The following is a 26,494-nucleotide window of genomic DNA, read 5'->3' as shown; positions in this document are numbered from 1 at the left end:
TTAATTGCCCGCTTTCTTGTATAATCCAATTTCACTCAAAGTAATGCACACAGGAGATTTAATGATGTTGATTTTTATCTTGTTTGCAGTAACCGGATTGTCGAGTTTTATTAAACGTTTTGCACCGATACTTGTGCCATCGTAAACTTTTCTCCAGGCATTGTTTTCAGATATTTCAATAGTATAAGCCTCTATTCGCTGTCCTAAAGGAATGTACTCTTGTAGGCTAATGATATCAAAGGTTTTAGCTCCTTTTAAATCTAGTTCTAAACTTGCCTGATGGATATCATCCTGAGTAGCCCAGTAACTCTCCCTTTTTCCATCAAGCAGCGCAGTAACATCATACTTTTTGCCTCTACTATTGCTTGCTTTGATTGATGCATTTTTGGCCAGGTTATTCTCAAAAGTATGTTTAACCATGTCGCCAAAAGTTTTCAGCGCAGCAACATCATCTTCATGCAATTGTCCACGGGTATCGGGTGCTAAACCAAGATCTAAGCCTGCACCACGGCCAACACTTTTTAAATACAGATCGAATAAGGTTTCTGGGGTTTTTGGTTTTTCGTTAGCATGATAGAACCATCCTTTTCTTAGCGGAACATCGCATTCTGCCGGCATCCAGAATTTACCATTTCTAATTCCTTCGGGGCTTTGTGGGTAATTTGCCTGCCCGGGCACTGCTACACTTTTTCCATCCGGTGCCATCGGAGTGAAGGTTGCCCAAGAGGTTGGCGCAGCATGCCCATCCTCATTCCCTACCCAGCGGATATCTAAACCGATATCGCTAAAAATATTGGCCATTGGTTGCATTTTACGCGTAATTGCCCAGGTATTGTTCCAATCGTAATAGGTGGTGTTATCTATAGCGCGTTTTTCTTTAGCGCCACCATAATAGCCATCGCCACCGTTAGCGCCATCATGCCAGCTCATAAAAAGTTCACCGAAATTGCTGTAAAGCTCTTTTAGCTGCGCCTGGTAAATGGAAAGATATTTATCTGTTCCATAAAGCGGATTGTTCCTGTCCCATGGCGAGCAATAAACGCCAAATTTTAAACCGTTTTTACGTACAGCCTGTTCTACTTCTTTAACTAAATTTCCCTTTCCCCCTCTGAACGGACTTTTACTGATATTATATTCAGTAGTTTTAGTTGGCCACAGGGCAAAACCGTCATGATGTTTAGCTACCAAAATAATACCTCTTAAACCTCCTGCTTTAGCGGCTTTAACAATCTGCTCAGCATTAAAATCTGTCGGGTTGAATGTTTTTGGGTCAGCATCACCATAACCCCACTCTTTATTTTCGAAAGTAGTTGGTGTAAAATGGATTAAACCATAAACCTCGATATCATGCCAGGCCAACTGCCTGTTTGATGGTAATGCACCATAAGGTTGAGGAGGTGTTTGGGCATAAATAGCCGACGAAAGAAGTAAAAAAAGAATCAATAACTGTTTCATAATAGTATAGCTTAGATAAAACTAAAGTACAAATAATTCCCATTGGTAAAGTAAGCGTTAACTAATATTTAATCTCCTGGAGATATAAACATTAAATTATTTTTACATCTTGATCGTTGCATAGATCTATCAAACATTTAGTTTCAGTATACGTTAATTAAACATGAGCGCTTTTATCCAGACGCCTCCAGATGGGGGTACAATATATACAGAAACCAATCTTAGCCAACTTTTTCCAGAGCCATTTAATGCCATCACAAGTTGCTTTTTCTTGGCTATTGCCGTGTATTGGACAATAAAAATCTGGGGAAATTTTAAGCAACACAGCTTTTTAACCATTGCATTAGTTTTACTTTATATAGGCGGAATAGGAGGGACTACCTACCATGGGCTAAGACGTTGGCCAATCTTTATCATGATGGATTGGATGCCGATTATGCTGCTGTGCCTTTCGGCCGGTGTCTATTTTCTTTCTAAACTAACCAGATGGTACTTTGCTGTTTTAATTGTAGCAGTATATGCTTTCTTTCAATTTTATGTCCGAAAGCTTTTTAGCAATGGCGATTTTCAGATTTTCATTAATATCAATTATGCTTTTATGGCCGCACTGGTTTTATTTCCAGTATTTGGCTATTTAATCAAAACTGAGTGGAAAAACGGCAAATGGGTTGGCTTTGCCCTAATTGCTTTCATATTCGCACTAACTTTCCGTATTGCCGATAAATGGGATGTGTTTGCAATAGGTACGCACTTTTTATGGCATACTTTTGGGGCTGTAGCTTCTTTCTGTATGCTGAATTATATTTATTTGGCTAACCTGAAAAAAGTCAAAACTTCATAAAATATTCATTCCCAAAAGGTGTAAATTGTTTACCTTAGTTAAATATATAACTATTGAAATGAAAAAAGTATTGATTTTATCTGCCTTCATATTAGGCCTGAACTTTGCATCTAATGCACAAAGTCTTTTAAGTAAAGTTGGATCTGCTGCAGCAGCAAGCACTGGTTTCGATGCGGCAAGTTTAACCTCGGGCATTATTGGTAAACTTACTCCTTCCCTAAGTTTAACTCCGGCTCAAAAACCAACCGTAACTACAATTGTGAAAGATTTTTTGGTGCAGAAAGCAACAATTATGGCTACTCAAAAAACAGACCCTGCTGCTTATCAAAGCAAATTTGGTAAATTGTTTTCTGGGTTGAAATCGAAACTTGGAACCGCTTTAACTGTTGCACAATTGGCAAAGTTTACTTCTTTAAAACCTGCAGCACCTAGTGCAAGCAATGTACTTTCGCAGTTGTTTTATTAGACATGAATTAAAGGTTGAGCTAGCTGGCTAATAATTCCAGTAAGCTCAACCTTAATCTTATAATTTTGAATGCGCTTTGCTGTAATCTAATTTCTTTTGGCTGCCCATGGCATATTCGATCCCTCCCCATAAATGATTCTGAAATTTATCATCTGCCCAGCCTTCTTTAGTATGGCCCATACAAGTGTAGAAAGCTCTTCCTCCATCAAAATTGTGGTACCAGCTAAAAGGATGGAAATCGCCATTTTTACCGCCTGTATACGATTTCTCGTCTAGCGTGATTAGCACTTTAATATCTGGATTGATATCCTTAAAGTTATATAGTTCATCCTTTCTCATCCATATCGAATCAGTGAGGAATTTAGTAGCTGGATGTTTTTTATCTTTAACAATAAATTTAGCCTCCTGAACAGCTGGATGACTGATGAAATAAGCGCCAGCCAATTTACCATACCAAGGCCAATCGTATTCGGTATCGGTTGCAGCATGTATGCCTACATAACCTCCACCAGCCTGGATATATCTCTCGAAAGCTACCTGTTGTTTATTGTCTAAAACATCGCCTGTTGTATTTAGAAAAATAACAGCGGCATACTTTTTAAGGTTATCTTCTGTAAACAGATCGGCATTTTCGGTGGTATCTACTTCAAAATGATGCTCGGTGCCTAATTTTTGGATAACTTCTTTTCCGGTTTCAATAGAGTTGTGCCTAAAACCTTTGGTTTTGGAAAAAACTAAAACCTTTGCTGATTTCTTAGCGGCAGTATAACTTTGGAATAAAAAAACGGAGGCAATTAATAAACATAGGGACAGGTACTTTTTCATTTTTGTTAACTTGGTTAGTGATGAATATTGAACTTTAAATTTAAGAAAGTTGTTTGATAATTTCCATACATCTTTCTTCAATCTGTTTACAAACCGGGCTAAACAGTGCATTATCCCAATATGGGTCTGTAACTTCGTCGTTATCAAGAAAAAGTTTAACCTTTTTTCGTTCTTCCTCGCTTTTAGCAAGGTTTTTAAGATGAGCTAAATTATTCCTGTCCATCACCAAAATCAGGTCGTATTTGGCAAACATAGAGTGGTTAAATTGTTGTGCCCGTTGTTTGCTGATATCGTAACCGAGGGCTTTAGCCGCAGCAATGCTCCTATGGTCGGGTGCTTTCCCAATATGCCAGTTACCCGTTCCTGCCGAAGCAATTTCCCAGTTTAAGTTCTGTTTATCTGCCAGTTGGCGCATAATGCCTTCGGCTAAAGGCGAACGGCAGATGTTACCGAGGCAAACCATTAAAATTTTCAATATTATTTAGATTTTGCTGTAAATATATAAGTAACGGTGTAGGTTTTTCCTTCTTTCTCAAAAGTATATTTTTGAATGATATTTGTCCCGCTTAAATTTATAGTTTCTGTATTGCCGAAACCATTGTTTAACGTGATTTCATTCCCCATTTTTGTCCATTTGGCATTTTGAGAGGAAAACATGTCGCATAATGGACCTGTTGAGGTGAAAGCATAAGATCCGTTTGCCGAAAAACTTAGTGCGTAATTGTTGTTTAAACAGGCACTAAGACCTGAAAGTGTCATGAAATTACTGCTCGATTTTCCATCTACCGTTAAAACAGGGCTAACAGTTGCCGATTGCAAGGGCCAGCTGTAACTTGTAATATCGTCAATTGCAACAATTTCTTTCTTTTTACAGGCAAATGCTAGGCATAGGGATAAGATAAGTAGTAATTTTTTCATCGGTTTATAATTGGTTTTAGTTTATATCCGGTAAAACGAATGCCATAGTTGAATTGCTACGATACTTAAAAAAAATGCCCCAAGCTGGTTAGCGTTGGAGCATCTAAAATGTTTGGAAATGTTATCCGTAGATATCGTTTAACATTTTGGCTAAACGTACGCCACCTTTTAATAACTGTTCGTTAAGGGTATCTACCCAGTCAAAATTATAGCGGTAGCTTAATTTAGCGTCTGGTTTGGTGTTTTCGTAAATTTTATTGCAAATGCCATACGATTCGTAAATACAATCTTTAAGGCCTGTGTTTTGCCAGTTATACAACTGAATGGCAGAAGGATGATTGATTGCCTTCGCATATTCTGTATAACTTAACTGCTGATATTCGATGAGCTGTTCATCCCAAACCCTGTGGATATTCGATTTTTCATTGAACCATAATACCGAAATGCGGTTGCCGCCCAAATCATCCTTACGGGCAACATGCATAGGCTGGCACAAATCGCCTGCCAGGTGAACCAACATGCGCAAGGCTAGTTTTTTTTCGGTCGCAGTACTGCTTGTTTTCTTTAAAATAGCGATTAAATCAGGGATTTTATTGTAAAGATTTGGTGTTTTTTCAGTGTCCAAAAATTGATATACCCCATTTTTATCTAATCCAGCCGGAAGATTAACAAAGTGCCAGTTATACATATAGTTATAAGTGGAATCCGATTTAATAAAATCGCCCCAGTTGGCACTCATGGCCAAAGTTTCGTAACCTAAAATACTTTGAATAGCCTTGCGTGTTTTAGTCTTTAAATAACTATCGGCAATTTCGCCAACTACACGATGACCAATGGTGCCCCATGCACCTGCCTGAATAGGTAAATAGGCTAAAAAACCAATGGCTAAAGCAGAGGTTAATTTCTTTTTAATTGATGTTAAAATCATTTTATAATTCTTTTTGTACGCAGGTAATTTTTTCTTTAAGTGTTAGCTTAATTTCACGCTGATCGCTCAAACTTTCCAAAAATAACGAATCTGCAGATTTTTTTTTGATCAGGAAGTTCTTGTCGTACCTGCCAATGCGGTAACATCCCGATATTTTTTGTTTATAGTTAGCATGTGTAAAGGTGGCGCCTATAAATAAAGTATCACCTTTAACGGCATAAACACCTTTGGCATATTCTTTCCAGATGCCATTGTTATAACAAGAGTCTTCGTAAAAATTTACTTTGCTATGGGTAACCATATCAATATAAACCGAATCGCAGGTAAACTTGAAATGGTGTTGTGTGTAGTTGCTCAATTTATTACTAAAAGCAATAGAATCTTCATTCCAAACCCCTTGCATAAAATCTTCACCTTTACCCTGAATATTAGGTCGCGGACTACACGCCAGTTGTAAAATGGATAATGTAAAAAGGAGAATGTAACAAAACCTTAATCCTAATTGCGGTTTACTCATGGTTATAATCGTTGCTTTTAGGGAACTGTTCCTTAACGGTCTTATTCTTTTTAACGGTATTAATGATCAATATTGAAAAACCAATGGCAAAGCATAGGCTGGAAATGAGGTTGAAAATACCAACTACAGTATAATATTTTGAAATATTGCTGTAGGACATACCCTTATAGTTCGTTAAATAGGGATCAAAAGGTAAAATAAGTGAATAATTAATCCCATTCCTGACCCAATGGTCATTAAAATGGCCTCAATAACTACTTTTTTTGCTAAAAAATAACAGCAAGCTCCAAGTACGATGCAAGGGGCAATGATAGATATCATGCTGATCATTGTAGCAATTATTGGTTCCATATGGTCTATGGTCTATTGTTTATTTAATATTTTGATTTGAACCTCACTTATAAGTGGTATTATATTAACCGCTAAGTTGCCAGCAACTTAGCGGTTAAATTGTTGGCTTATTTCAGGCTGCCAACCATATCTTCGGGGCGTACCCACTCATCAAACTGCTCGGCGGTTAATAATCCCAATTCTACAGCTGCTGCTTTTAAGGTTTTATTTTCTTTATGGGCTTTTTTAGCAATTTTTGCTGCGTTTTCGTAACCTACGTGTGGGTTTAATGCAGTAACCAACATCAAAGAATTTTGTAAATGTTTCTCAATTTCTGGCAAGTTGGCGGTAATTCCTTCCGCACATTTATCGGTGAAAGAAACGCAGGCATCGCCAAGTAAACGGGCCGACTGCAAAACATTAGCGGCAATAAGGGGTTTAAATACATTCAGTTCAAAATGACCTGACATTCCGCCTACTGAAACGGCTACATCGTTACCAATTACCTGTGCACAAACCATTGTTAAAGCCTCTGGTTGCGTAGGATTAACCTTTCCTGGCATAATAGAAGATCCAGGTTCGTTATCGGGGATCACAATTTCGCCAATGCCACAACGGGGACCAGAACTTAACATTCTTACATCGTTAGCCACTTTCATTAAGGCAACTGCAGTACGTTTTAATGCACCAGAAAGCTCTACCATTGCATCGTGCGCTGCTAAAGCCTCAAATTTATTTGGGGCAGTAACAAAAGGCAAGCCGGTTAAATCGGCAATTTTTTTAGCCACCAAAACATCATATCCTTTTGGTGTATTTAAGCCCGTACCAACGGCGGTACCGCCCAAAGCCAGTTCGGCAACCATTACCAAAGCATTTTTGATTGCCCTAATGCTGTTGTCAATCTGTTGTACATAACCTGAAAATTCCTGGCCTAAAGTAAGTGGCGTAGCATCCATAAAATGGGTACGGCCGGTTTTGGTAATGCCTGCAAATTCTTCGGCCTTTTTAGCCAAAGCGTTTCTTAAATGGGTTAAGCCAGGAATGGTATTTTCTACAGTGAGTTTATAGGCTGCAATGTGCATTGCAGTTGGGTAAGTATCGTTTGATGACTGTGATTTATTTACATCATCATTAGGGTGAAGTACTTTTTTATCGTCAGCTAATGAACCGCCGTTAATGACATGAGCACGATTTGCAATTACCTCGTTACCATTCATGTTGCTTTGTGTACCCGAACCAGTTTGCCAGATTACCAAAGGAAATTGATCATCTAGCTGTCCTGCAATAATTTCATCACAAGCTTTAGCAATTAAAGCTGCTTTTTCTGCTGATAATACACCCAGTTCGGTATTAGCAAGGGCAGCTGCTTTTTTCAGATATCCAAAAGCGTGGATAATTTCTTTTGGCATTGAACCTTCTGGTCCGATTTTGAAGTTATTGCGTGAGCGTTCGGTTTGTGCACCCCAGTATTTGTCGGCTGGTACCTGCACCTCGCCCATGGTATCGTGTTCTATTCTGAAACTCATTATATTTTTGATTTTTTGTTGTCGCAAATTTAGGTTTTTTGCCTTTTAAAGCGTTGGATTTATGTAAGATATTTAGTGGATAAGAAAATATATCGCCGAAATGTCTCTATTCTTTTTTATTCTTCATCATTAATATACAAACTTTTATCCTGGTTAGCCGCTTCTACCAATGGAATCATATTCATACCTTTACCGCAAATATGCAGGGATTAGTTATTAAATCTACAGGGAGCTGGTATAGTGTTTTGGCCGATAATGGCGAACGCTATGACTGTCGTATTGTAGGGAAATTTCGGATTAAAGGACTTAAAACCACCAATCCGATTGCGGTTGGCGACAGAGTGAAGTTTGATCTGGAACGGGACAGTAACCAGGGTTTGATACACGAAATGTTGCCCCGTAAAAACTACATCATTCGCAAATCAATCAACCTGAGTAAGCAGGCGCAAATATTGGCTGCTAATTTGGATATGGCCATGCTGGTGGTTACACTCGCTTCACCTCGTACTTCTTTGGGTTTTATCGATCGTTTTTTGGTTACTGCCGAAGCTTATGATGTGCCTGCTGTATTGGTATTTAATAAACTTGATCTGTTTAGTAAGCAGGGATTAGAAATTCTTCAGGAGTTTAAAGATATTTACGAAAATATCGACTATGCCTGTTATGAAGTTTCAGCTTTAAAAGGTATTAACATTCCTGTTATCCAGGAGTTGATTACTGATAAGATTACATTAATTTCCGGACATTCGGGAGTAGGGAAATCAAGTTTGATCAATGCTTTAATGCCCGATCGTGATTTAAGAACAGGAGAGGTGTCGGATTGGAGCGATAAGGGGCAGCATACCACCACTTTTGCTGAAATGTTTGAACTACCACAAGGCGGTTTTATTGTAGATTCTCCTGGTATCAGGGAACTTGGTGTAATAGACATCGAAAAAGAAGAATTGGGGCATTTTTTTAGAGAAATCTTTAAAATCTCGCACAATTGCCGCTTTAATAATTGCAGGCATATTAACGAACCGGGCTGTGCCGTTATTGAAGCCGTAAATGATGGTGAAATTGCAGTTTCGAGATATGAAAGTTACCTGAGCATTTACCACGGAAACGATACAAGGCATTAAAAAAGCTGAAAGGCCAAAGACCAAAGGAGGTAAATAGCTTCATCTAAGGTATTTTAATTCAAACTGCTTAAAAATCTTTGTGTCTTGGTGGTTAAAAAAATATAGAAATGAAATTTAAACTAGGAGATTTTGTACGTTTTGTTGATGAAAAGCGTGAAGGTTACGTAACCAAAATTATCGACAATCAAACTTTGGGTGTTACCGATGAAGATGGTTTCGAAATACCTGTTGCGGTAAGTAATTTAACTTCTGTACATGGCCATGGTGTGGTAACCGAAGAGCTGGATGCACCAAAAACCATTCAAGTAAATATTCCCAGTATTAACAAAATCGAAAACGGTATTTATATAGCTGTGGCTACCGATGATAAGGCGGGTAATGTGGTGCATTTTCACCTCCAAAACCATTCGTCAAATATTCTATTGATAAGCTTAACCACCGAACGTAAAGAAAAGTATGCGGGTGCTTTTTATGGGATAATTGAATCTTATGGCTCCACTTTGGTTTATTCTGCTTCCTTGGCAGATCTTGATCTTTGGCCAGAATTTAATTTTCAGGTTTTAGTGTTTAGTAAAGCTGATGTGAAACCTATCGATCCATTGGTAATCCGTAAAAAGTTTAGGGCAAAAGATTTTAGTACCGAGCAAAAGGAGTTGCCTCAATTAAAAAATAAAGGTTGGTTGATCCGCTTGGATGATCTTGTTCCGGTAACCATCGATCCACAGAAGTTGAAGGAAAGTTTTTTCAGATCGACTGAAGAGAAAAAAACAGTTGAAGCGCCACAAAAAGAAATTGATCTGCACATCGAAAAACTAAGAGATGACCATCATTTTTTAGAAGCTGATGAAATGTTGCAGATACAGATTAATCATTTTCAAACTGCAATGGATGCCGCGGTTGTGCATCATTTTGATAAAATCGTTTTTATCCACGGCTCGGGTAACGGTACTTTGCGGGATAAAATTCATAAACTGATCAGTAAAAACCCAAATGTAAAAACATATATGGATGCCAGAAAAGAAAAGTTTGGCTATGGGGCTACAGAAGTAGTTTTTAAATAATGGATAATGTCGGAGAGTCTTTTGCATGCGATCCGTCATTCTGAACTTGTTTCAGAATCTGTCCAATGAATTAAACATTCTTCACTACGTTCAGAACGACAGGAAGATTGAGGTATGCTTTTTGCAATGAAGTAATTTCTTTTTATAAAAGATTAAAACTAGCTTTGCCGCAATTCATGAAACACCTCGTTACCATATCGCTTGTATTTTTTAGCTTAACACATTTGGCAAAAGCCGAACGCGTTGAAGGGCTAAGGATATTAAACGAATATTGCAATGAGCATAATATTAGCGTTAATGCAAGTGGCAAAGCCTCGGTCCAACTAAACGAAGACCGTAACCCTTATTTATTATCATACACCACTTTAGCTTTAATCGGAACCCAAGCCCCATTAAAAGTTGCAAAATATGTGAGTGTAAATCAGGTGATTGCTGATTTAACCATCAGGAAAAAACCGAAGAACAACAGTCCCTAAATTTTTTTCGGAAAGATCTTTTTAGAAGATTTTATGCCCCATTTATATCAACAACTGCCAAACTGACTTAAGAAAGACAATGGCTTGGTTGTTGTAACACACCATTTTTTAATAATAAATACGATTTAAAATATTATAATGTTAGGATTTTTAGCGAAGATTTTCGGAAGTAAATCAGAAAGAGATATAAAGGCTATTCAGCCATTGGTTGTTAAAATTAACGAACACTACAGTAAACTATCTGCGCTTAGCAACGATGAGTTACGTGGTAAGACCACAGAATTTAAAGACAAGATTTCTAGTTTTTTAACCGCTATTGATGAGAAAATTTCAGCACTAAAGGCTGAAGCAGAGAGCGAAGATTTAGATCTTCACCAAAAAACAGCGATTTATGATCAGGTTGATGCCTTAGGTAAAGACCGCGATACAGAATTGGAAAAAGTACTTTTGGAAATCCTTCCTGAAGCATTTGCTGTAATTAAAGAAACTTCACGCCGTTTAAGCGAAAACGATTATTTAGAGGTTACCGCGACCCAGTTTGATAGAGATTACGCCGCAAGAAAAAACAACGTTAAAATTGTTGGCGATAAGGCGCAATGGGCCAATAAATGGGATGCTGCCGGAACAGAAGTGGCTTGGAATATGGTACATTACGATGTACAGTTGATTGGTGGTATTGTATTGCACAGTGGTAAAATTGCCGAAATGGCAACCGGTGAGGGTAAAACCCTGGTAAGTACATTGCCGGCTTATTTAAATGCATTGGCCGGACAAGGTGTACATATCGTTACGGTGAATGATTACCTGGCTCGTCGTGATAGTGAATGGAATGGTCCATTATTCGAGTTTCATGGCTTAACTGTTGATTGTATTGATAAACACGAGCCGAACTCTGAAGAAAGAAGAAAAGCTTATGCCGCAGATATTACTTACGGAACCAATAATGAGTTCGGATTTGATTACCTGCGTGACAATATGTCGCAGACACCTGATCAATTGGTACAACGCAAGCTGCATTTTGCAATGGTAGATGAGGTCGATTCTGTTTTGATTGATGATGCCCGTACGCCTTTGATTATTTCTGGGCCAATTCCACGTGGTGATGAACATGAGTTTTATGAATTAAAACCACGTATCGAACGTTTAGTAAATGCACAGAAAGCTTATGTAACACAAGCATTAAACGAAGCAAAGAAATTAATCAATGCAGGTAATAGTGGAACTGAAGAAGGTGAAGGTGGCTTAGCCTTATTACGCGCTTACCGTGGTTTGCCAAAAAATAAAGCTTTAATTAAGTTTTTAAGTGAAAGTGGTGTACGTGGTTTGTTATTAAAAACCGAAAACCACTATATGGCAGATCAATCTAAGAATATGCCAAAGGTAGATTCAGAACTGTATTTCTATATCGATGAGAAAAATAACCAGGTTGAATTGACTGAAAAAGGTATCGAATTGATTACCCAATCAGGCGAAGATCCGCATTTCTTCGTATTGCCAGATGTTGGTACCGAAGTAGCAGAATTAGAGAAATCAGATCTGCCTTTAGAAGAAAAGGTGATTCAAAAAGACGCTTTAATGCGCGATTATTCTGTTAAAGCAGAACGTATCCACTCGGTTAACCAATTATTAAAAGCTTATACCTTATTCGAAATTGATGTAGAGTACATCATTGATGAAGGAAAGATTAAAATTGTTGATGAGCAAACAGGCCGTATTATGGATGGTCGCCGTTACTCTGATGGTTTACATCAGGCCATTGAGGCTAAAGAAAATGTAAAGGTTGAAGATGCTACCCAAACTTATGCAACTGTAACTTTACAGAACTATTTCCGTATGTACCACAAACTTTGCGGTATGACGGGTACAGCAACAACAGAAGCTGGCGAGTTTTGGTCGATCTATAAATTAGATGTAGTTGAAATTCCTACCAACAGAAATATTTCGAGGATTGACGAGCAGGATTACGTTTATCGTACAGTTCGTGAAAAATATAATGCCGTTGCAGCAGAGATACAATACCTGGTTTTCCCATATTCTCATTACGAGACTGAGTACGAAACCGATAAAGAGGGCAACGTAAAACAGAAAGATGGAAAACCAGTTATTAAATATGATCAAACTGGCAGACCCGTACCTAAATTAGATGCCAAAGGTGGTTTGATTCCTGCTGTTAACCCTGAAACAGGGCAATTGGAGCCGAAAGCTGGCCGTCCGGTATTGGTGGGTACCACTTCTGTAGAGATTTCAGAGTTGTTAAGCCGTATGCTTAAACTCCGTGGTATTAAACACAATGTATTAAATGCGAAAATGCACCAGAAAGAGGCAGATATTGTTGCCGAAGCTGGTCAGGCAGGAACCGTAACCATTGCAACCAACATGGCTGGTCGTGGTACCGATATTAAATTAGGTGCAGGTGTTAAAGAAGCTGGTGGTTTAGCTATCGTAGGTACTGAGCGTCACGAATCCCGTCGTGTAGACAGGCAGTTGCGTGGTCGTGCTGGTCGTCAGGGTGATCCAGGTTCTTCACAGTTCTTTGTTTCATTGGAAGATAACTTAATGCGTTTATTTGGTTCAGAGCGTATCTCTGGTATCATGGTGCGTATGGGTATCGAAGACGGTGAAGTGATCCAGCACTCCATGATTACCAAATCTATCGAGCGTGCACAGAAGAAAGTAGAAGAAAACAACTTTGGTATCCGTAAACGTTTATTGGAGTACGATGATGTGATGAACTCACAACGTACCGTAATTTATGCTAAACGTAAAAACGCTTTATTTGGCGAACGTTTAGATGTAGATATGAACAATATGGTTTTCGATGTTGCTGAAGATATCGTAAGCGAATATAAACAAGAAGGAAATTACGATGGTTTCAAACTGGAAGTAATTAAAAACTTCTCTTTAGATACGGATATTACAGAAAAAGAATTTTCTTCAACCAGTATCCCTCAGTTAACTGAAAGGTTATTTGAAGAAGCAGAAGCATTTTATGCACGTAAATCTGAAGCGATTATTCAGCAATCATTGCCCGTTTTAACACAGGTTTACCAGGAACGTGGCGAGCACATCGAACAGATTGTGGTTCCGTTTACCGATGGTATCCGTGGTATCCAGGTAGCAGTTGATTTAAAGAAAGCAATCGATAATAAAGGAAAAGAAGTAGTTCGTTCATTCGAAAAAACTATTGTTTTAGCTTTGATAGATGATAGCTGGAAAGAGCATTTACGCGAAATGGACGATTTGAAACAATCGGTACAAAATGCGGTTTACGAGCAGAAAGATCCGTTGGTAATTTATAAAATGGAAGCTTTTAACTTGTTTAAAAACATGCTTAATGCAGTAAATAAAGAAGTAGTAAGTTTCTTATATAAAGGCGGTATCCCGGTTCAGCAAGAGCCAGATCAGGTAAGGGAAGCGCCAGCTCCGGTAAAACAGCCAAAATTGCAAACTACTAAACAAGAGTTTGGCAGAGAAGAACCAGGTATTGAGTTTGGCGATACGCGTGAGGCCGTTCCACAACAGCCAATCCGTAAGGAAGCAACTGTTGGCAGAAACGAACCCTGCCCATGCGGTAGCGGCAAAAAGTACAAAAACTGCCACGGTGCTAATTTATAATCAAGATATATAATGCTTTACTAAGCCTCAACATTTGTTGAGGCTTTTTTTGTAACTAAATTTTTAATTCTCAAATTAACAGTTATATTTATGGACAGTCAATTTGAAATTGGTAGGCAATTTCTTAATGACTAATAAACTTAAAAATGGAGTCCAGCAACCATCAAAAACGGGGCGTAACCGAAAGGCCATAAGAGTAGGAAACACACACACACAAATGAAAAGAATTTTTAACATTGCCGCTGTTTCAGCGACACTGCTGCTATCAAGCTGCGCCACTATTTTTACAGGTACAAAACAAACCGTTCAGATCAATTCCAATCCTCCTGCCGCTACTATCGAAGTAGATGGTGTTAAAACAGGTGTTACACCGATGGCTGTACCACTAAAAAAGGGATTTACCGGACAAACCATCAGTTTGAAGCTTGATGGCTATGAAACCAAAACATTTCAGCCCCAATCCACATTTAATGCCGTATCTGTCGTAAATTTCTTGTTTATTCCAGGTTTTATTGTTGATGTCGCTACAGGAGCAATGATGAAATATGATCCAAAAGTTTACGAATTTACGTTAGAACCTAAGAAGGCGAATTAATCATAACTTGCTGGAAATAATTCTTAAAACCCAGGTTTCAAAAAGGAGCCTGGGTTTTTATATTGACATTCTTGAGTCTTAACATCCGCAGATAATGAAAGTATGAAATTAAATAGTGGCTAAAAAAATAATCTTACGAGATAGGTGTTTGCCAAGGAATAGTCTGTGTTGTTTTAATATTCCATGTCGTCACCCTGAATTTAGTTCAGGGTCAATTTTGCAGAAAGATGCTAACCACATAGTAGCTACAGGACAATTGAAAACATGACTTCTACTTGTAAAATAAATTCAGCATGGCGATCGTATTAAATACCTACATACTAAACTATTTGCTTAACCCATAAAGAATGCCGATTTTTGTAACGATTTCGGCATTCTTGTTGTTAAGAAGAAATGAGATGATATTTTATTCATCTGCTCACTAAATGCAGGGGTTTGTACACATGAAAACAATACTAACTTTTATATGCTGTTTGTTCCTTTTTTCCAATGCTTTTGCGCAAAAAGGAGAGGTAACCGTTATAAAAGATCCTTTAATTGATAGTTTAATTGCCAAACGGTTGCAGGTTTATAAAACTTCTGGCGAGATAAAACCTGGTAAACCGATTGTTTCGGCCTATGGTTACCGGGTGCAGATTTTTTATGGCTCAGATCGGCGCGAAGTTTTTAGTGAACAGGCCAGGTTTAAAGGTCTTTATCCTAAATTAAATACTTATCTCGTTTATAAAGAACCCAACTATTACGTTCGCGTTGGCGATTTTAGAACACGTTTAGAAGCACAACGCCTCATCAACGAACTCAGACCAAACTTCCCTACATTGTTTATTTTTAGGGAGAAAATTAATGCACCAAATTTAGATACCACAACAAGTAATGATCAAAAATAAAATCCAAGAATTAGCCAATAATATTTTTAATGATGTTGTAGGCTATCGTCAACATATCCATGCCAATCCTGAATTATCTTTCAAAGAATTCGAAACTTCATTGTTCATTAAGGATAAATTAAAAAAATGGGGAATTGAATATACCGACTGTGCCAATACAGGTGTGGTAGGTTTAATTAAGGGCAACCAACCATCTGATAAAGTTATTGCCTTACGTGCCGATATGGATGCTTTACCTATTCACGAAGCAAACGACAAACCCTATCGTTCCAAAAATCATGGCGTAATGCATGCCTGCGGACATGATGTGCATACTTCATCGCTTTTAGGAACAGCACATATCCTAAATCAAATGAAAGATGATTTCGGCGGGACCATTAAATTGATTTTTCAGCCTGCTGAAGAACTTCTGCCAGGTGGAGCGAGCATTATGATCAAAGAAGGTGTACTCGAAAATCCAAAACCGCATCATATTGTTGGCCAGCATGTAATGCCATTAATTGATGCCGGTAAAGTAGGTTTTCGTTTGGGTATTTATATGGCCTCGACAGACGAACTTTATGTTACCGTAACCGGAAAGGGCGGCCATGGTGCCCAACCGCATCAAAATATCGATCCCGTTTTAATCGCTTCACATATCATTATTGCATTGCAACAGATTGTAAGTCGCAATGCAGATCCACGTATTCCATCGGTTCTGTCTTTTGGTAAAGTGACTGCGAATGGTGCAACCAATATTATCCCGAACGAGGTGAAAATTGAAGGTACATTTAGAACCTTAGATGAAAACTGGAGAGACGAAGCGCACAAACGCATGAAAAAAATGGCAGAAGGTATTGCCGAAAGCATGGGCGGAAGCTGTGATTTTGATATCCATAGAGGTTATCCGTTTCTAATTAACGAAGAAAAACTAACGGCAAATGCAAGAACCTTCGCTGAAGAGTTTTTGGGTAAAGAAAATGTGGTTGATTTAGATATCTGGATGGCCGCTGAAGATTTTTCTTTCTACTCTCAGGTAACAGATGCCTGTTTTTATCGTTTAGGTACTGGGAACGCAGCAAAAGACACACAATATTCTGTTCATACACCAAAATTTGATATTGATGAAGATGCTTTGAAAATATCAACAGGGTTAATGGCTTACATTGCTTTAAAACAACTGGGAAACTAAAGATGTAAAATGGAGGATGTGGAATGGATGAAGGAGTTAAATTTCCCATCTTCCGTAACACATTCCCCATCATTCTTCTTTCATTTTACCTTTTACATTTACCTTCCATGAAAAAAATATTTTTCTATATACTGTTTACGTCGCTCTTCTATAAAGGTTTTGCACAGGAAATCAACCGTTTTAATCCTGATACAGTTAAAACCATTACGCTCGATTCGGCAGTAAATATTAAGGCCGAAAAGTTGAATGTAGAAACATTTATCAGAAAGGTGATGTACGATACTTCCTTTTATCAGTCGTTCAGGGATATGAAACGTTATACTTTTATTGCCGAAAACAGGATTTACAGTTACGATAAAAAAAACAAAGTTGATGGGAAAATTTACCGTAAAATCCGCCACAATAATAGTGGTCCTTATAAAATGGAGTATTTGGTAAAACAGGATACGGGGAAAATTTATAAGAAAAATGGAAAATATCAGCTTTATACAGTAGAAATGTTCGATTACATTTTTATGAACGCTTATAGTACTGATTTTGTACCCAATGCACCCAAGCCTGATGGAAAGGGCGGAACAAACGAAAGTTATAAAGACAAACTTAAAACATTAATATTTAATCCTGGCCGTCCGGTGAAAGTGCCTTTTATTGGTAGTAAAACTGAAATATTTTCAGCCAATATGCGCCAATATTATGATTATGGCTTCACCAGTGGTACTTATCTCGATTCTATTCCGGTTTATCGTTTCAAGGTTTCAGTTAAGCCTGATTTAAGTAGCTGGACAAAAGATGGCATCATGATAAAAGAACTGGTTACCATTTTCGATAAACGGAATTTCAATATTCTTGGCCGTTATGTTGATATGAAGTACAGCAATATGCTATTTGATTTTGATGTGCAGATGAATATAGAAATGGGTTATTTCGGGGAAGATAAATTGCCAACCAAAATTACTTATCAGGGTAACTGGGATTATCCTTTCAAAAAAGAAGAAAGGGCAAGTTTTTTAATCATACATAAAGATTATAAACTCGAAAAGGGCAAATAAGGATTTGACTATCGCCTAAAAGATTTATTATCTTTAAACGATTATTTAAACCGATAAACATGCAACTCTTTTCTTCGTTGAAATTTAAAATATCATTTGTTTTATTATTGTTGTTGGGCATTAATTTACGTGCTCAGGTACTCACTTCAAAACAGATTGACAGCGTTGTAGAAAAAACATTAAGCACCTTTAACGTTCCTGGTATTGCAGTTTCTGTAATCAAAGACGGAAAAATTATCCATTTAAAAGGTTATGGCGTAAGTTCCATCAAAACAAATAAAAAGGTTGATGAGAATACCCTTTTTGGCGTGGCTTCAAATACAAAAGCTTTTACAGCCGCTGCTTTGGGCATGCTGGTTGATGAAAAGAAAATTACCTGGGATACTAAAGTTACTGATGTAATTCCAGAGTTTAAAATGTACGATGCCTATGTAACCAGCGAATTTACTATCCGCGATCTGCTCACGCACCGCAGTGGTTTAGGTTTAGGGGCTGGTGATTTAATGATCTGGCCAGATTCTTCGACCGTTGATAAAAAGCAACTGATCCATAATCTCCGCTATTTGAAGCCAGTTTCGTCTTTCCGTACCAAGTACGACTACGATAACCTGATGTATATTGTTGCTGGTGATGTAGTGGCAAGAGTTTCAGGTATAACCTATGAAGATTTTATAGAAAGCAGGATTATTAAACCACTGGGCATGACGAAAACGGCAGCTTCATGGTACCGCTTAAAAGACAAATCGAATGTAATTGATGGCCATGCACCTTACCAAGGGAAACTGCTTCCGGTAGGTTTAAGCTTTGGAGAGATTGCCAACGCGGCTGGCGGGATTTACTCGAATGTAACCGATATGAGTAAATGGGTAATGACGATGATCAATGGTGGGAAATATGGAGAAGCATTAGAAAAGAAATTATTCAGCCCTGCTGTAGCAAGAGAACTTTGGACCCCACAGACCATTATTGCAGGTGGTAATCCGGCGGCTTTTAGTAGTTATGGATTAGGTTGGTTTTTGAGTAATGTAAACGGCAATTTTCAGGCTACGCATACGGGCGGTCTATCCGGAATCGTAACGCAGGTAACTATTCTTCCCGAAATGAAATTGGGTATTATTGTATTAACCAACCAGCAGTCTGGCGCTGCTTTTAATGCCATTACCAATTCGATCAAAGATGGTTATCTCGGAATTAAAGGACAGGATCGGATTAAAACCTATAATGATAACAGGATCAGGAACGAAAAACAAGCCGATGAAATGATAAGCAAAGTTTGGAACGATATTGCAACCCAAGAAAAATTAGCAGTGACTAAGCCAGATGCTAAAAATTATTATGGTACTTTCCACGATGCCTGGTTTGGCGATGTAACCATTAGCGAGGTGAACGGCAAGATGCATTTTCAGGCTAAGAATGCACCAAAATTAAAAGGAGACATGACTTACTACAAAGGAAATACCTTTATTGTAAAATGGTATGATAGAAGTTTGGATGCCGATGCTTTTGTTAATTTTAATTTAGATAATAATGCTTTAGCTGATGGATTTAAAATCAGTGCGATTTCGCCGTTAACCGATTTTAGTTTCGATTTTCAGGATCTTGATTTTAAAAAGGCAGATAAAAAATAACCTAACCAATTATACAAGATGAACAAATTAATAAAAACGAGTATTTTACTAAGCTTTTGCTTAATTGCATTAACATCAATGACATTTAAACCAAAACGGATTATCTTCTTCGGCGATTCGATTACCCAACAGGGCGTTTCAAAAAACGGATATGTAACCCTGATCAAAAAATCGCTCGATTCTACTAAATATGATGTAATAGGTGCTGGGATAGGCGGCAACAAGGTTTATGATTTATACCTGCGTTTAGAAGACGACGTGCTGAATAAGAAACCAGATCTAGTGGTGATTTATGTGGGCATTAACGATGTATGGCATAAACAATCTTCTCATACCGGAACCGATTATGATAAATATTTAAAGTTTTACCAGGCCTTGATTAATAAAATACAAGGTGTGGGCAGTAAGGTGGTATTGGTTACCCCATCGGTTGTTGGCGAGAAAAAAGACGGCACCAATGAGTTGGATGCTGATTTGAATAAATATGCTGAAGGGATTAGAACATTAGCTACAAAAAATAATCTTCCCGTATGCGATTTAAGGAAAATTTTTGCCGAATATGAGGAGAAAAATAATCCAGAAGATAAAGAAAAAGGTATTTTAACCGTTGATAGAGTACACTTGAACGAAACTGGTAATAAATTGGTAGCCGATCAGTTATTACCTTTAGTGAAGTAAGTAGGCTCGTCATTGCGAACTGAAGGAAAGGCTGCTGAGTGATGGAGTGGAGCAATCTTTCCAATCATGCATAATAGGTTGAAAATAAACAATAGCAAAAAAGATTGCTTCGTCGTGCCTCCTCGCAATGACGGACAATAACAAGTATGATAAACCGCGAAACGATAGATAAGATAATGGATACCGCCCGTATTGAGGAGGTAGTTGGGGATTTTGTGCACTTAAAAAAACGCGGAACCAGTTTAATTGGCAATTGTCCTTTCCATGGCGAAAAAACACCTTCCTTTCATGTATCCGTAACCAAGGGCATTTACAAATGTTTTGGCTGCGGTAAAGGGGGCGATTCAGTGCGGTTTATTATGGATCATGAAAAATATTCATATCCCGAAGCACTTAAATTTTTAGCCAATAAATACAATATTGAAGTTGAGGAAACCGAACTCAGCCCACAGGATGCAGAGGCGCAAAGTGCTAAAGAAAGCCTTTACGTAGTTTCGCAATATGCTGCTACATTTTTTGTAAAACAGCTTTGGGAAACAGAAGAGGGTAGAGGCATAGGTCTTAGCTATTTTAAAGAACGTGGTTTTAGAGAAGATATCCTAAAGAAATTCGAGGTGGGTTATTCTCCAGATGTGTGGGATGCGATGACGCAAAGCGCAATTAACGCCGGGCATAAATTAGAATTTCTAGAAGCCACTGGATTATCGATCAAAAACGATAACAATAAAATTTACGATCGTTTCCGCGGTCGGGTAATGTTCCCGATCCATAACTTTACCGGTAGGATTATTGGTTTTGGCGGTAGAACGCTAAAAACCGATAAAAATGTTCCGAAGTACGTAAACTCGCCTGAAAGTGAAATTTACCACAAGTCGAATGTCCTATATGGTTTATTCCATGCCAAAAAAGCGATCCGCGATTTAGATAACTGTTACTTAGCCGAAGGTTATGCAGATGTGCTTTCGGTGCACCAGGCCGGTATAGAAAATGTAGTAGCCTCTTCAGGTACTTCGTTAACCGTAGAGCAGATTAAACTGATCGGGCGTTTTACCCAGAATATTACCATTCTATTTGATGGCGACGCTGCAGGTATTAAAGCTTCGCTCCGTGGTTTGGATATGATCTTGGAAGAGGGCCTGAATGTGAAAATCGTTTCCTTTCCTGATGGTCATGATCCTGATTCTTATATGCACCACGTGGGCGCAGGAGCATTTAAAACTTACCTGGAACAAAACAGAAAAGACTTTATTTTATACAAGGCGAATGTATTGCTTAAAGATGCAGGCAATGATCCGATCAAAAGAGCAGGCATTATCAGAGATATTGTAGAGAGTATTGCTAAAATTCCTGATCCGATTAAGGCTTCAGTTTTTATCAGAGAGTGCAGTAGCCTGCTCGAAATTGATGAGCACATTTTACTGAGTGAATTAAATAAAATGCGTTCGGCAAAGCTTAAAAAAAGCTTTGATAATAACCAAAGGGCAAACCCTTCGCCAGGTGCGAAATCGTACTCTTCAGGTCCGCCCGAGCCGCTTGGCCCGCCAGATGATTTATGGGATGACAGCGCAGGGCCAATGGGTAATGAAGCGCCTGTAGAAGAAAATGAGCATCAGGAAAAAGAAATTGTACGTTTATTATTGGCCTTTGGGCACGAGTTTGTAAACTGGGATAAAATTGACGATATGTACATTGGCTCTTTTATTATGCAGAACCTGAGCGATGTAGAATTTGATGACCCACTTTGCAAAAGAATTATCGACTATTATAAATCAGAGATCGATAACGGCAGATTGCCTACCTCAAATCACTTTGTTAAACATGAGGACAGAGATATTGCCGATTTGGCCATTACACTTTCCACCTCAGAATATGCGTTAAGCGAAAACTGGCTAAATAAACATCTTATCTACGTTAAAGATGAATCAATGAATTTAAAAGCGACTATTTTAGGGGGGATTTTCCACCTTAAAAAACGGAAAGTCGAAAAGATACTGATGAACTTGTTGAAAGAAATTAAAGAGGAAAAGAACGAGGATAATCAAATGATTTTAATGCAACGTTATGGGGTAATTAAAGGAGTTGAAAGGGAAATTTCTAAGTTTTTAGGTTCTGTGATTGTTAAGTAAATTAACTTCACTCAAAGAACTAACATGAAAATATTAATCATATATGGCGCTTCACAATGAGTTAGGTAGGGAAGGTGAACGAATAGCCAAACAGTATTTAGAAGATAAGGGATACGAGGTTTTAGATGAAAACTGGACGCATGGTAAGGCTGAGGTAGATTTAATTGTTTATAAAAACGGCATTATAGTTTTTGTAGAAGTTAAATCCCGTAGTTCCATTGCTTTTGGAGAACCAGAAGAATTTGTGCACAAAGCAAAACAAAATCAGATGGAATTGGCAGCTAATGCCTATATTGAAATAATGAACCATCAAAATGATATCCGTTTTGATATTATTGCCATTACATTTACAAAAAATAAAGATTATAATTTAAACCATATAGAAGATGCGTTTTGGCCTGAAGATTAACCCCATTAAAAATTTCATATTTATCGGAATTGCGCTTGCATTAGTTAGTTCTTGTAAAGACAGTTCTACTACAACTTATCGTAGCTTTCTTTCCCCAATGACTGGTCTTAATGTGCCATCGGGAAACGAATTTGATGTTAAAGTGCAGTTTGGCGCTGAACAGAAAGTAGATTCTGTAGTGTATTTGATCGATACCGTCAAAGTTGCTTCAAAAACCGATACTTCGGCTCTTAAACTTAAAACCGGGGGGTTAAAATTAGGTAACCACCTGTTAACTGCTAAAATATTTGGTGAAGGAAAATCAGAAGATATCACTTCAAATATCAATGTGTTAGCGGCTCAGGCACCCACTGAATATACTTATAAAGTGATTAAAAGTTTACCCCACGATACTTCTTCGTATGTAGAGGGTTTAGAATATCACGATGGCTTTTTCTACGAAAGTGCTGGCGATTACGGCCATTCGAGCTTGCGGAAAGTAGATCCGTCAACAGGGAAAGTCCTTCAGAAAGCAGATTTAGATAAACAGTATTTCGGAGAGGGTATAACTGTGATCGGAAACAAGATTATTCAGTTAACTTATCGCGAAAAAGTAGGTTTTGTTTATGATAAGGCAACTTTCAAGAAATTATCTGAGTTTTCTTATACCACCGGTAGAGAAGGCTGGGGCTTGGCTTTTGATGGAGAGAAGGTATTGAATACCGATGGTTCGAATACGATCTTTTTTCTGAATAAAGATACCTATCAAAAAATTGGTTCGATTGATGTTTTTGATAATAAAAGCCCAATTCAAAACCTGAATGAACTTGAAATTATTGATGGTAAAATTTATGCCAATGTATATACAACAAATGAAATCCTGATCATCAACCCGGAAACAGGTGCTGTAGAAAGTAAGATCGATTTATCAGGATTATTACCCGCCGATTATTTTAAAACCGAAGATGAAAAAGCCAATAATGTGCTAAACGGCATTGCTTACGATAAGGCAGGTAAAAGGCTTTTTGTAGCTGGCAAGAAATGGCCACACATTTTTCAGATCGAGCTGGTGAAGAAATAATTTAATTATTGATATGTCAGATTGAGCCTGTCGAAATGCCTTAATATAAATTTAAACAGGTCCTTCGACAGGCTACCATTGACGTTACTTAGTAACTCATTAATGTTTAATGTATTATCTCGGTGCCTGCATTTCCGCCCCGCTAGGCCACAGCACGGCATCTCCGTTTCACTTAAGCCCGGCCTAACAAATTTTTCGGACTGCATTGTTCTAGCCGTGACACTGGCTTTGAAAAAAAAAATTCAGCCGGCATTTTTTGTTTCTTTTTAATGCCAAAAAGAAAGAGCCGTTCGGCGGCGGCGAGCCGAGGCATGACTGCGCCGTAGAGTGAAAAACGTCACTCATATTGATTTTTATAAAATAAATTATCCCTTAGGATGACAAATTTTAATCTTGTTTCTTCGGCTCATCTAAATAACCGTTAAAAATAATGGGTTGTTTATTTACACTGCTAGCCGTCAAAGATGCATAACCATTGGTAGAGATATTGATGGTAAACCGATAGTTTTCTCTTTTTACATCCTTTGTATTAATCTGGATGGTGTACAATCCTTTTTTATTCTTCGATTCCGTATACGTGAAATCTTTTGAGGTAAACTTAATCCCCCCTTGTGTCGGATCCATCGGGGCAGAAAAAGACCTTCCAAAATAAGGTAGATAAGCAACAATACTATCTTTGGTAACCTTTACATCATATTGCGATCCTGTTAGGTTTATTGTAGAGCCTCCCTGGCCGCCTGGCATCATTGCTAGTACCCTGTTAACATCATTGTTTGACATTGGTACAGCTGAGTTGGCAACAAAAGTATAGTTTTTATCCGCTACAATTTTCACTGTAGTTTCTTTATTGGTTTGGGCAAAAGATTGAAATCCGAGCGAAAGAAATGCCAGGCTCAATATTAAATTTAAACGTTTCATAATGTGTGTTTTAAATGTGTAACAATTTAAAGATGCACAGACTTGAAAGATTCCATAATAGTGCCAAAAATGGAAGGTAGCGTAAATTTAACGATTTTAGTTTTTATATAAAGGATTTACCTTTTCAGAATAACTTGATTTGTATAACGGATTAGTTTTCTCCGTTGCGGATGCTCCCATTGCGGTGAATTTATACGTGCCCACAGGCAGGTTATTCAGCTCTATTTCACCATTTTCGTTTGTAATTAATGTGATTAAATTTCCACCAGGATTTTTACCGCCTTTAACAACTATTCCACCGATTGGTGATCCCGCTACCCGCGATTTAGGATTGGTAGATGGTACTAAAATGATAAATTTATAATTCCCTGCACTCGCATTGTTAAACTCTATTTCCCCATTTTGGTTGGTTATTAATGTAATGGTGTTGTCTCCGGGGTTTTTACCACCTTTTACTACAATTCCGCCAATAGGTTGCCCGGCCAAAAAACTTACTTCGCCAGTAGTTACATCTAGTTTACCTTTAATGGATTTCATGATGCAAGGGAAGTGCGATTCGGGATAATTTAGTTTACAATAATCGCAATAATGCCCTTCCGGTGCCTGAGTTCTTAATTGCTGTGTATTTTCTTTAGTTTCTGTTGATGTACTGCTTCTTTTAACCTGAGCAAGAATGGTAAATGAAATACATAGTAGAAATACCGCTATAAAAGCCTGTTTTTTCATAATATTTGATTAGTCAATATAAAATTAATCAAAAAATATGGCTCTTGCTAGTTTTTGAATGAGGAGTGGGGCAATAGATTGTGTTTCTGATTATTTCTTTTTAGATGCCTTGGCAAAGGGGTTAAAGGCCAGGGCGAGGTTAACCCAAAAATCGAGCTCATCGTTTCGGCCTAAAACATCTTCTGATACCGAGATATAACCCTTCATTGGTCTGCCACCCATAACCATCTGTTGCCAGCCATCTTTATCGGATAAATTTTCTAAAGTATTGGGATCGAGCCTTACCATCATGCTATTTTTGGAAACACCAAGGCACATCTTACCATTAACCATAAAAACAAGCCCGCTGAACATTTCTTTTTCCTCTATATCTTGTATATGCATTAAACGTTCGGCAACGCGAAGGGCTAAGGTTTCGTTATATTTCATAGTCTAAAATTAATCGACATTTTTGCCTGTTCCGTACTTAATTCCCCTGGCATAAAAGTATTCTTTTATCAGCTTGTACTTTTCATTACAAAATTCTCCCATCTTAATCTCCTCCGAGCTTACTTCGTTTCGGTGACACTCAAAACAGATCTCAATATATTCGCCTATAATTCCCTTTTCATTTAAAAACACAATCGCATTTCTTGGGTTATAACAACGATATCCTTCATCTGCTGGTAAAAGTAAGCCTTTATAAGGCTCGGTAGAGGTAGAACCAAAATTATACAGCACATTGGTCAGTTTGTTTAGTTCTAAAGCTGATAAAATCTTTTTTTCTTTTAACCTTGCGGGATCTAATTTCTGATGTTTTGCCAATAGGGGTTGATGAACTTCTGCTTTAAAAGGTGCTTTAACTTTTGCTTCGATGTTATCAGTGATCATAATATCCGCACTTATATCTGGAGGCTCAAAAGAAATCAACATTACCTTCTTGTATTGGTTAAATGGAAAAAATTTTAACCGCTCCGCAGGTTGATATTTATTTCGATACAAACAAGCCATTCTTTTTTCTAAGACGTCGTAATCTGCAGCTGATGGGGGAGCCAACGGAGGAGATGGTATTTTACCTTTTTTTTTCTGCTGAGCGAAACCAAAGAGGCAAAACAGGCAAAAGATAAGAGTTAATTTAATTCTATGCATTACAAGTCCTTTATTCTTAAAATTAATGTTTAAAAGATGT

Annotated in this window: 28 protein-coding genes; 16 read left to right on the top strand and 12 right to left on the bottom strand. The window is 37.9% G+C overall.

Features of this window, described 5'->3' with window-relative positions; genetic code table 11:
- Entirely contained in the window at nucleotides 1-1,455 is a 1,455-nt protein-coding gene (locus HDC90_RS11235) for an alpha-L-fucosidase (protein ID WP_184466371.1), read from the bottom strand.
- Between the two features lie 163 nt (nucleotides 1,456-1,618).
- Between HDC90_RS11235 and HDC90_RS11230 the strand changes: the two genes are divergently transcribed.
- Both HDC90_RS11230 and HDC90_RS11225 read left to right on the top strand, forming a co-directional pair.
- A complete protein-coding gene (locus HDC90_RS11230; RefSeq protein ID WP_184466370.1) occupies nucleotides 1,619-2,296 on the top strand; it encodes a hypothetical protein in 678 nt (225 codons plus the stop codon).
- A 58-nt stretch (nucleotides 2,297-2,354) separates the two neighbouring features.
- The gene (locus tag HDC90_RS11225; protein ID WP_184466368.1) at nucleotides 2,355-2,762 is read left to right on the top strand and encodes a hypothetical protein; all 408 of its coding nucleotides are present in this window, start codon (nucleotides 2,355-2,357) and stop codon (nucleotides 2,760-2,762) included.
- Between the two features lie 57 nt (nucleotides 2,763-2,819).
- Here the strand turns inward: HDC90_RS11225 and HDC90_RS11220 are convergent, their stop codons facing one another.
- The 7 genes from HDC90_RS11220 to fumC all read right to left on the bottom strand — a co-directional run bounded on the left by HDC90_RS11220 (nucleotide 2,820) and on the right by fumC (nucleotide 7,806).
- A complete protein-coding gene (locus HDC90_RS11220) occupies nucleotides 2,820-3,587 on the bottom strand; it encodes a ThuA domain-containing protein (RefSeq protein WP_184466366.1) in 768 nt (255 codons plus the stop codon).
- 40 nt (nucleotides 3,588-3,627) lie between these two features.
- A complete protein-coding gene (locus HDC90_RS11215; protein ID WP_184466364.1) occupies nucleotides 3,628-4,062 on the bottom strand; it encodes a low molecular weight protein-tyrosine-phosphatase in 435 nt (144 codons plus the stop codon).
- A 2-nt stretch (nucleotides 4,063-4,064) separates the two neighbouring features.
- Nucleotides 4,065-4,505 (bottom strand): hypothetical protein, encoded by a 441-nt coding sequence (locus HDC90_RS11210; protein WP_184466362.1) that lies wholly within the window; start codon nucleotides 4,503-4,505, stop codon nucleotides 4,065-4,067.
- Between the two features lie 121 nt (nucleotides 4,506-4,626).
- A complete protein-coding gene (locus tag HDC90_RS11205) occupies nucleotides 4,627-5,433 on the bottom strand; it encodes a S1/P1 nuclease (RefSeq protein ID WP_184466360.1) in 807 nt (268 codons plus the stop codon).
- Between the two features lies 1 nt (nucleotide 5,434).
- A complete protein-coding gene (locus HDC90_RS11200; RefSeq protein WP_184466358.1) occupies nucleotides 5,435-5,950 on the bottom strand; it encodes a fumarate hydratase in 516 nt (171 codons plus the stop codon).
- Nucleotides 5,943-6,110: a hypothetical protein gene (locus HDC90_RS11195; RefSeq protein ID WP_184466357.1), complete on the bottom strand. Its 168-nt coding sequence runs from the start codon at nucleotides 6,108-6,110 to the stop codon at nucleotides 5,943-5,945. The genes HDC90_RS11200 and HDC90_RS11195 overlap by 8 nt, the downstream gene beginning before the upstream one ends.
- Nucleotides 6,111-6,408: 298 nt before the next feature.
- A complete protein-coding gene (gene fumC / locus HDC90_RS11190; RefSeq protein WP_184466355.1) occupies nucleotides 6,409-7,806 on the bottom strand; it encodes a class II fumarate hydratase in 1,398 nt (465 codons plus the stop codon).
- 200 nt (nucleotides 7,807-8,006) lie between these two features.
- Here fumC and rsgA point away from each other — a divergent pair, with 200 nt between their 5' ends.
- The 13 genes from rsgA (at nucleotide 8,007) to HDC90_RS11125 (ending at nucleotide 23,682) form a co-directional block, all read left to right on the top strand.
- Nucleotides 8,007-8,927, top strand: coding sequence for a ribosome small subunit-dependent GTPase A (gene rsgA, locus HDC90_RS11185; protein ID WP_184466353.1), 921 nt, complete (start codon nucleotides 8,007-8,009; stop codon nucleotides 8,925-8,927).
- Nucleotides 8,928-9,034: 107 nt separating this feature from the next.
- A complete protein-coding gene (locus HDC90_RS11180) occupies nucleotides 9,035-9,988 on the top strand; it encodes a Smr/MutS family protein (RefSeq protein WP_184466351.1) in 954 nt (317 codons plus the stop codon).
- 176 nt (nucleotides 9,989-10,164) lie between these two features.
- Nucleotides 10,165-10,464 carry a hypothetical protein gene (locus HDC90_RS11175; RefSeq protein ID WP_184466349.1) on the top strand — a complete coding sequence of 100 codons (300 nt, stop codon included), beginning with the start codon at nucleotides 10,165-10,167 and terminating at the stop codon, nucleotides 10,462-10,464.
- 138 nt (nucleotides 10,465-10,602) lie between these two features.
- A complete protein-coding gene (locus HDC90_RS11170; protein WP_184466347.1) occupies nucleotides 10,603-14,079 on the top strand; it encodes a preprotein translocase subunit SecA in 3,477 nt (1,158 codons plus the stop codon).
- 217 nt (nucleotides 14,080-14,296) lie between these two features.
- Nucleotides 14,297-14,674 (top strand): PEGA domain-containing protein, encoded by a 378-nt coding sequence (locus tag HDC90_RS11165; protein WP_184466345.1) that lies wholly within the window; start codon nucleotides 14,297-14,299, stop codon nucleotides 14,672-14,674.
- 443 nt (nucleotides 14,675-15,117) lie between these two features.
- Nucleotides 15,118-15,561: an SPOR domain-containing protein gene (locus tag HDC90_RS11160; RefSeq protein ID WP_255497610.1), complete on the top strand. Its 444-nt coding sequence runs from the start codon at nucleotides 15,118-15,120 to the stop codon at nucleotides 15,559-15,561.
- Nucleotides 15,548-16,732, top strand: coding sequence for a M20 family metallopeptidase (locus HDC90_RS11155; RefSeq protein WP_184466341.1), 1,185 nt, complete (start codon nucleotides 15,548-15,550; stop codon nucleotides 16,730-16,732). The genes HDC90_RS11160 and HDC90_RS11155 overlap by 14 nt, the downstream gene beginning before the upstream one ends.
- Nucleotides 16,733-16,839: 107 nt before the next feature.
- Nucleotides 16,840-17,781 (top strand): hypothetical protein, encoded by a 942-nt coding sequence (locus tag HDC90_RS11150; RefSeq protein WP_184466339.1) that lies wholly within the window; start codon nucleotides 16,840-16,842, stop codon nucleotides 17,779-17,781.
- Between the two features lie 59 nt (nucleotides 17,782-17,840).
- A complete protein-coding gene (locus HDC90_RS11145) occupies nucleotides 17,841-19,409 on the top strand; it encodes a serine hydrolase (protein ID WP_184466337.1) in 1,569 nt (522 codons plus the stop codon).
- Nucleotides 19,410-19,427: 18 nt separating this feature from the next.
- Nucleotides 19,428-20,087: an SGNH/GDSL hydrolase family protein gene (locus HDC90_RS11140; RefSeq protein WP_184466335.1), complete on the top strand. Its 660-nt coding sequence runs from the start codon at nucleotides 19,428-19,430 to the stop codon at nucleotides 20,085-20,087.
- A 146-nt stretch (nucleotides 20,088-20,233) separates the two neighbouring features.
- Nucleotides 20,234-22,213, top strand: a complete 1,980-nt coding sequence (gene dnaG / locus HDC90_RS11135) for a DNA primase (protein WP_184466333.1) — start codon at nucleotides 20,234-20,236, stop codon at nucleotides 22,211-22,213.
- Between the two features lie 43 nt (nucleotides 22,214-22,256).
- Complete coding sequence (locus HDC90_RS11130) at nucleotides 22,257-22,622, top strand: YraN family protein (RefSeq protein WP_184466331.1); 366 nt, start codon at nucleotides 22,257-22,259, stop codon at nucleotides 22,620-22,622.
- Nucleotides 22,600-23,682 carry a glutaminyl-peptide cyclotransferase gene (locus HDC90_RS11125; protein WP_184466329.1) on the top strand — a complete coding sequence of 361 codons (1,083 nt, stop codon included), beginning with the start codon at nucleotides 22,600-22,602 and terminating at the stop codon, nucleotides 23,680-23,682. The genes HDC90_RS11130 and HDC90_RS11125 overlap by 23 nt, the downstream gene beginning before the upstream one ends.
- 387 nt (nucleotides 23,683-24,069) lie before the next feature.
- Here HDC90_RS11125 and HDC90_RS11120 read toward each other — a convergent pair whose 3' ends face one another.
- The 4 genes from HDC90_RS11120 to HDC90_RS11105 form a co-directional block, all read right to left on the bottom strand.
- A complete protein-coding gene (locus tag HDC90_RS11120; protein WP_184466327.1) occupies nucleotides 24,070-24,600 on the bottom strand; it encodes a DUF4251 domain-containing protein in 531 nt (176 codons plus the stop codon).
- A 96-nt stretch (nucleotides 24,601-24,696) separates the two neighbouring features.
- On the bottom strand, nucleotides 24,697-25,326 hold the full coding sequence (locus HDC90_RS11115; protein ID WP_184466325.1) for a prealbumin-like fold domain-containing protein: 630 nt from the start codon (nucleotides 25,324-25,326) through the stop codon (nucleotides 24,697-24,699).
- 90 nt (nucleotides 25,327-25,416) lie between these two features.
- Nucleotides 25,417-25,755 carry a TfoX/Sxy family protein gene (locus tag HDC90_RS11110; RefSeq protein ID WP_184466323.1) on the bottom strand — a complete coding sequence of 113 codons (339 nt, stop codon included), beginning with the start codon at nucleotides 25,753-25,755 and terminating at the stop codon, nucleotides 25,417-25,419.
- A gap of 9 nt (nucleotides 25,756-25,764) precedes the next feature.
- Nucleotides 25,765-26,238: a hypothetical protein gene (locus HDC90_RS11105; protein ID WP_184466321.1), complete on the bottom strand. Its 474-nt coding sequence runs from the start codon at nucleotides 26,236-26,238 to the stop codon at nucleotides 25,765-25,767.
- A gap of 20 nt (nucleotides 26,239-26,258) precedes the next feature.
- On the opposite strand from HDC90_RS11105, the gene HDC90_RS11100 reads away from it, so the two are divergent.
- Nucleotides 26,259-26,432, top strand: coding sequence for a hypothetical protein (locus tag HDC90_RS11100; protein ID WP_184466319.1), 174 nt, complete (start codon nucleotides 26,259-26,261; stop codon nucleotides 26,430-26,432).
- The last annotated feature ends 62 nt before the right edge of the window (nucleotides 26,433-26,494 follow it).

The sequence above is a fragment of the Pedobacter sp. AK013 genome (assembly GCF_014205835.1).
GTDB lineage: Bacteria > Bacteroidota > Bacteroidia > Sphingobacteriales > Sphingobacteriaceae > Pedobacter.
The sequence above is the reverse complement of the archived record's forward strand: the minus strand, read 5'-3'. Positions and strand labels throughout refer to the sequence as shown.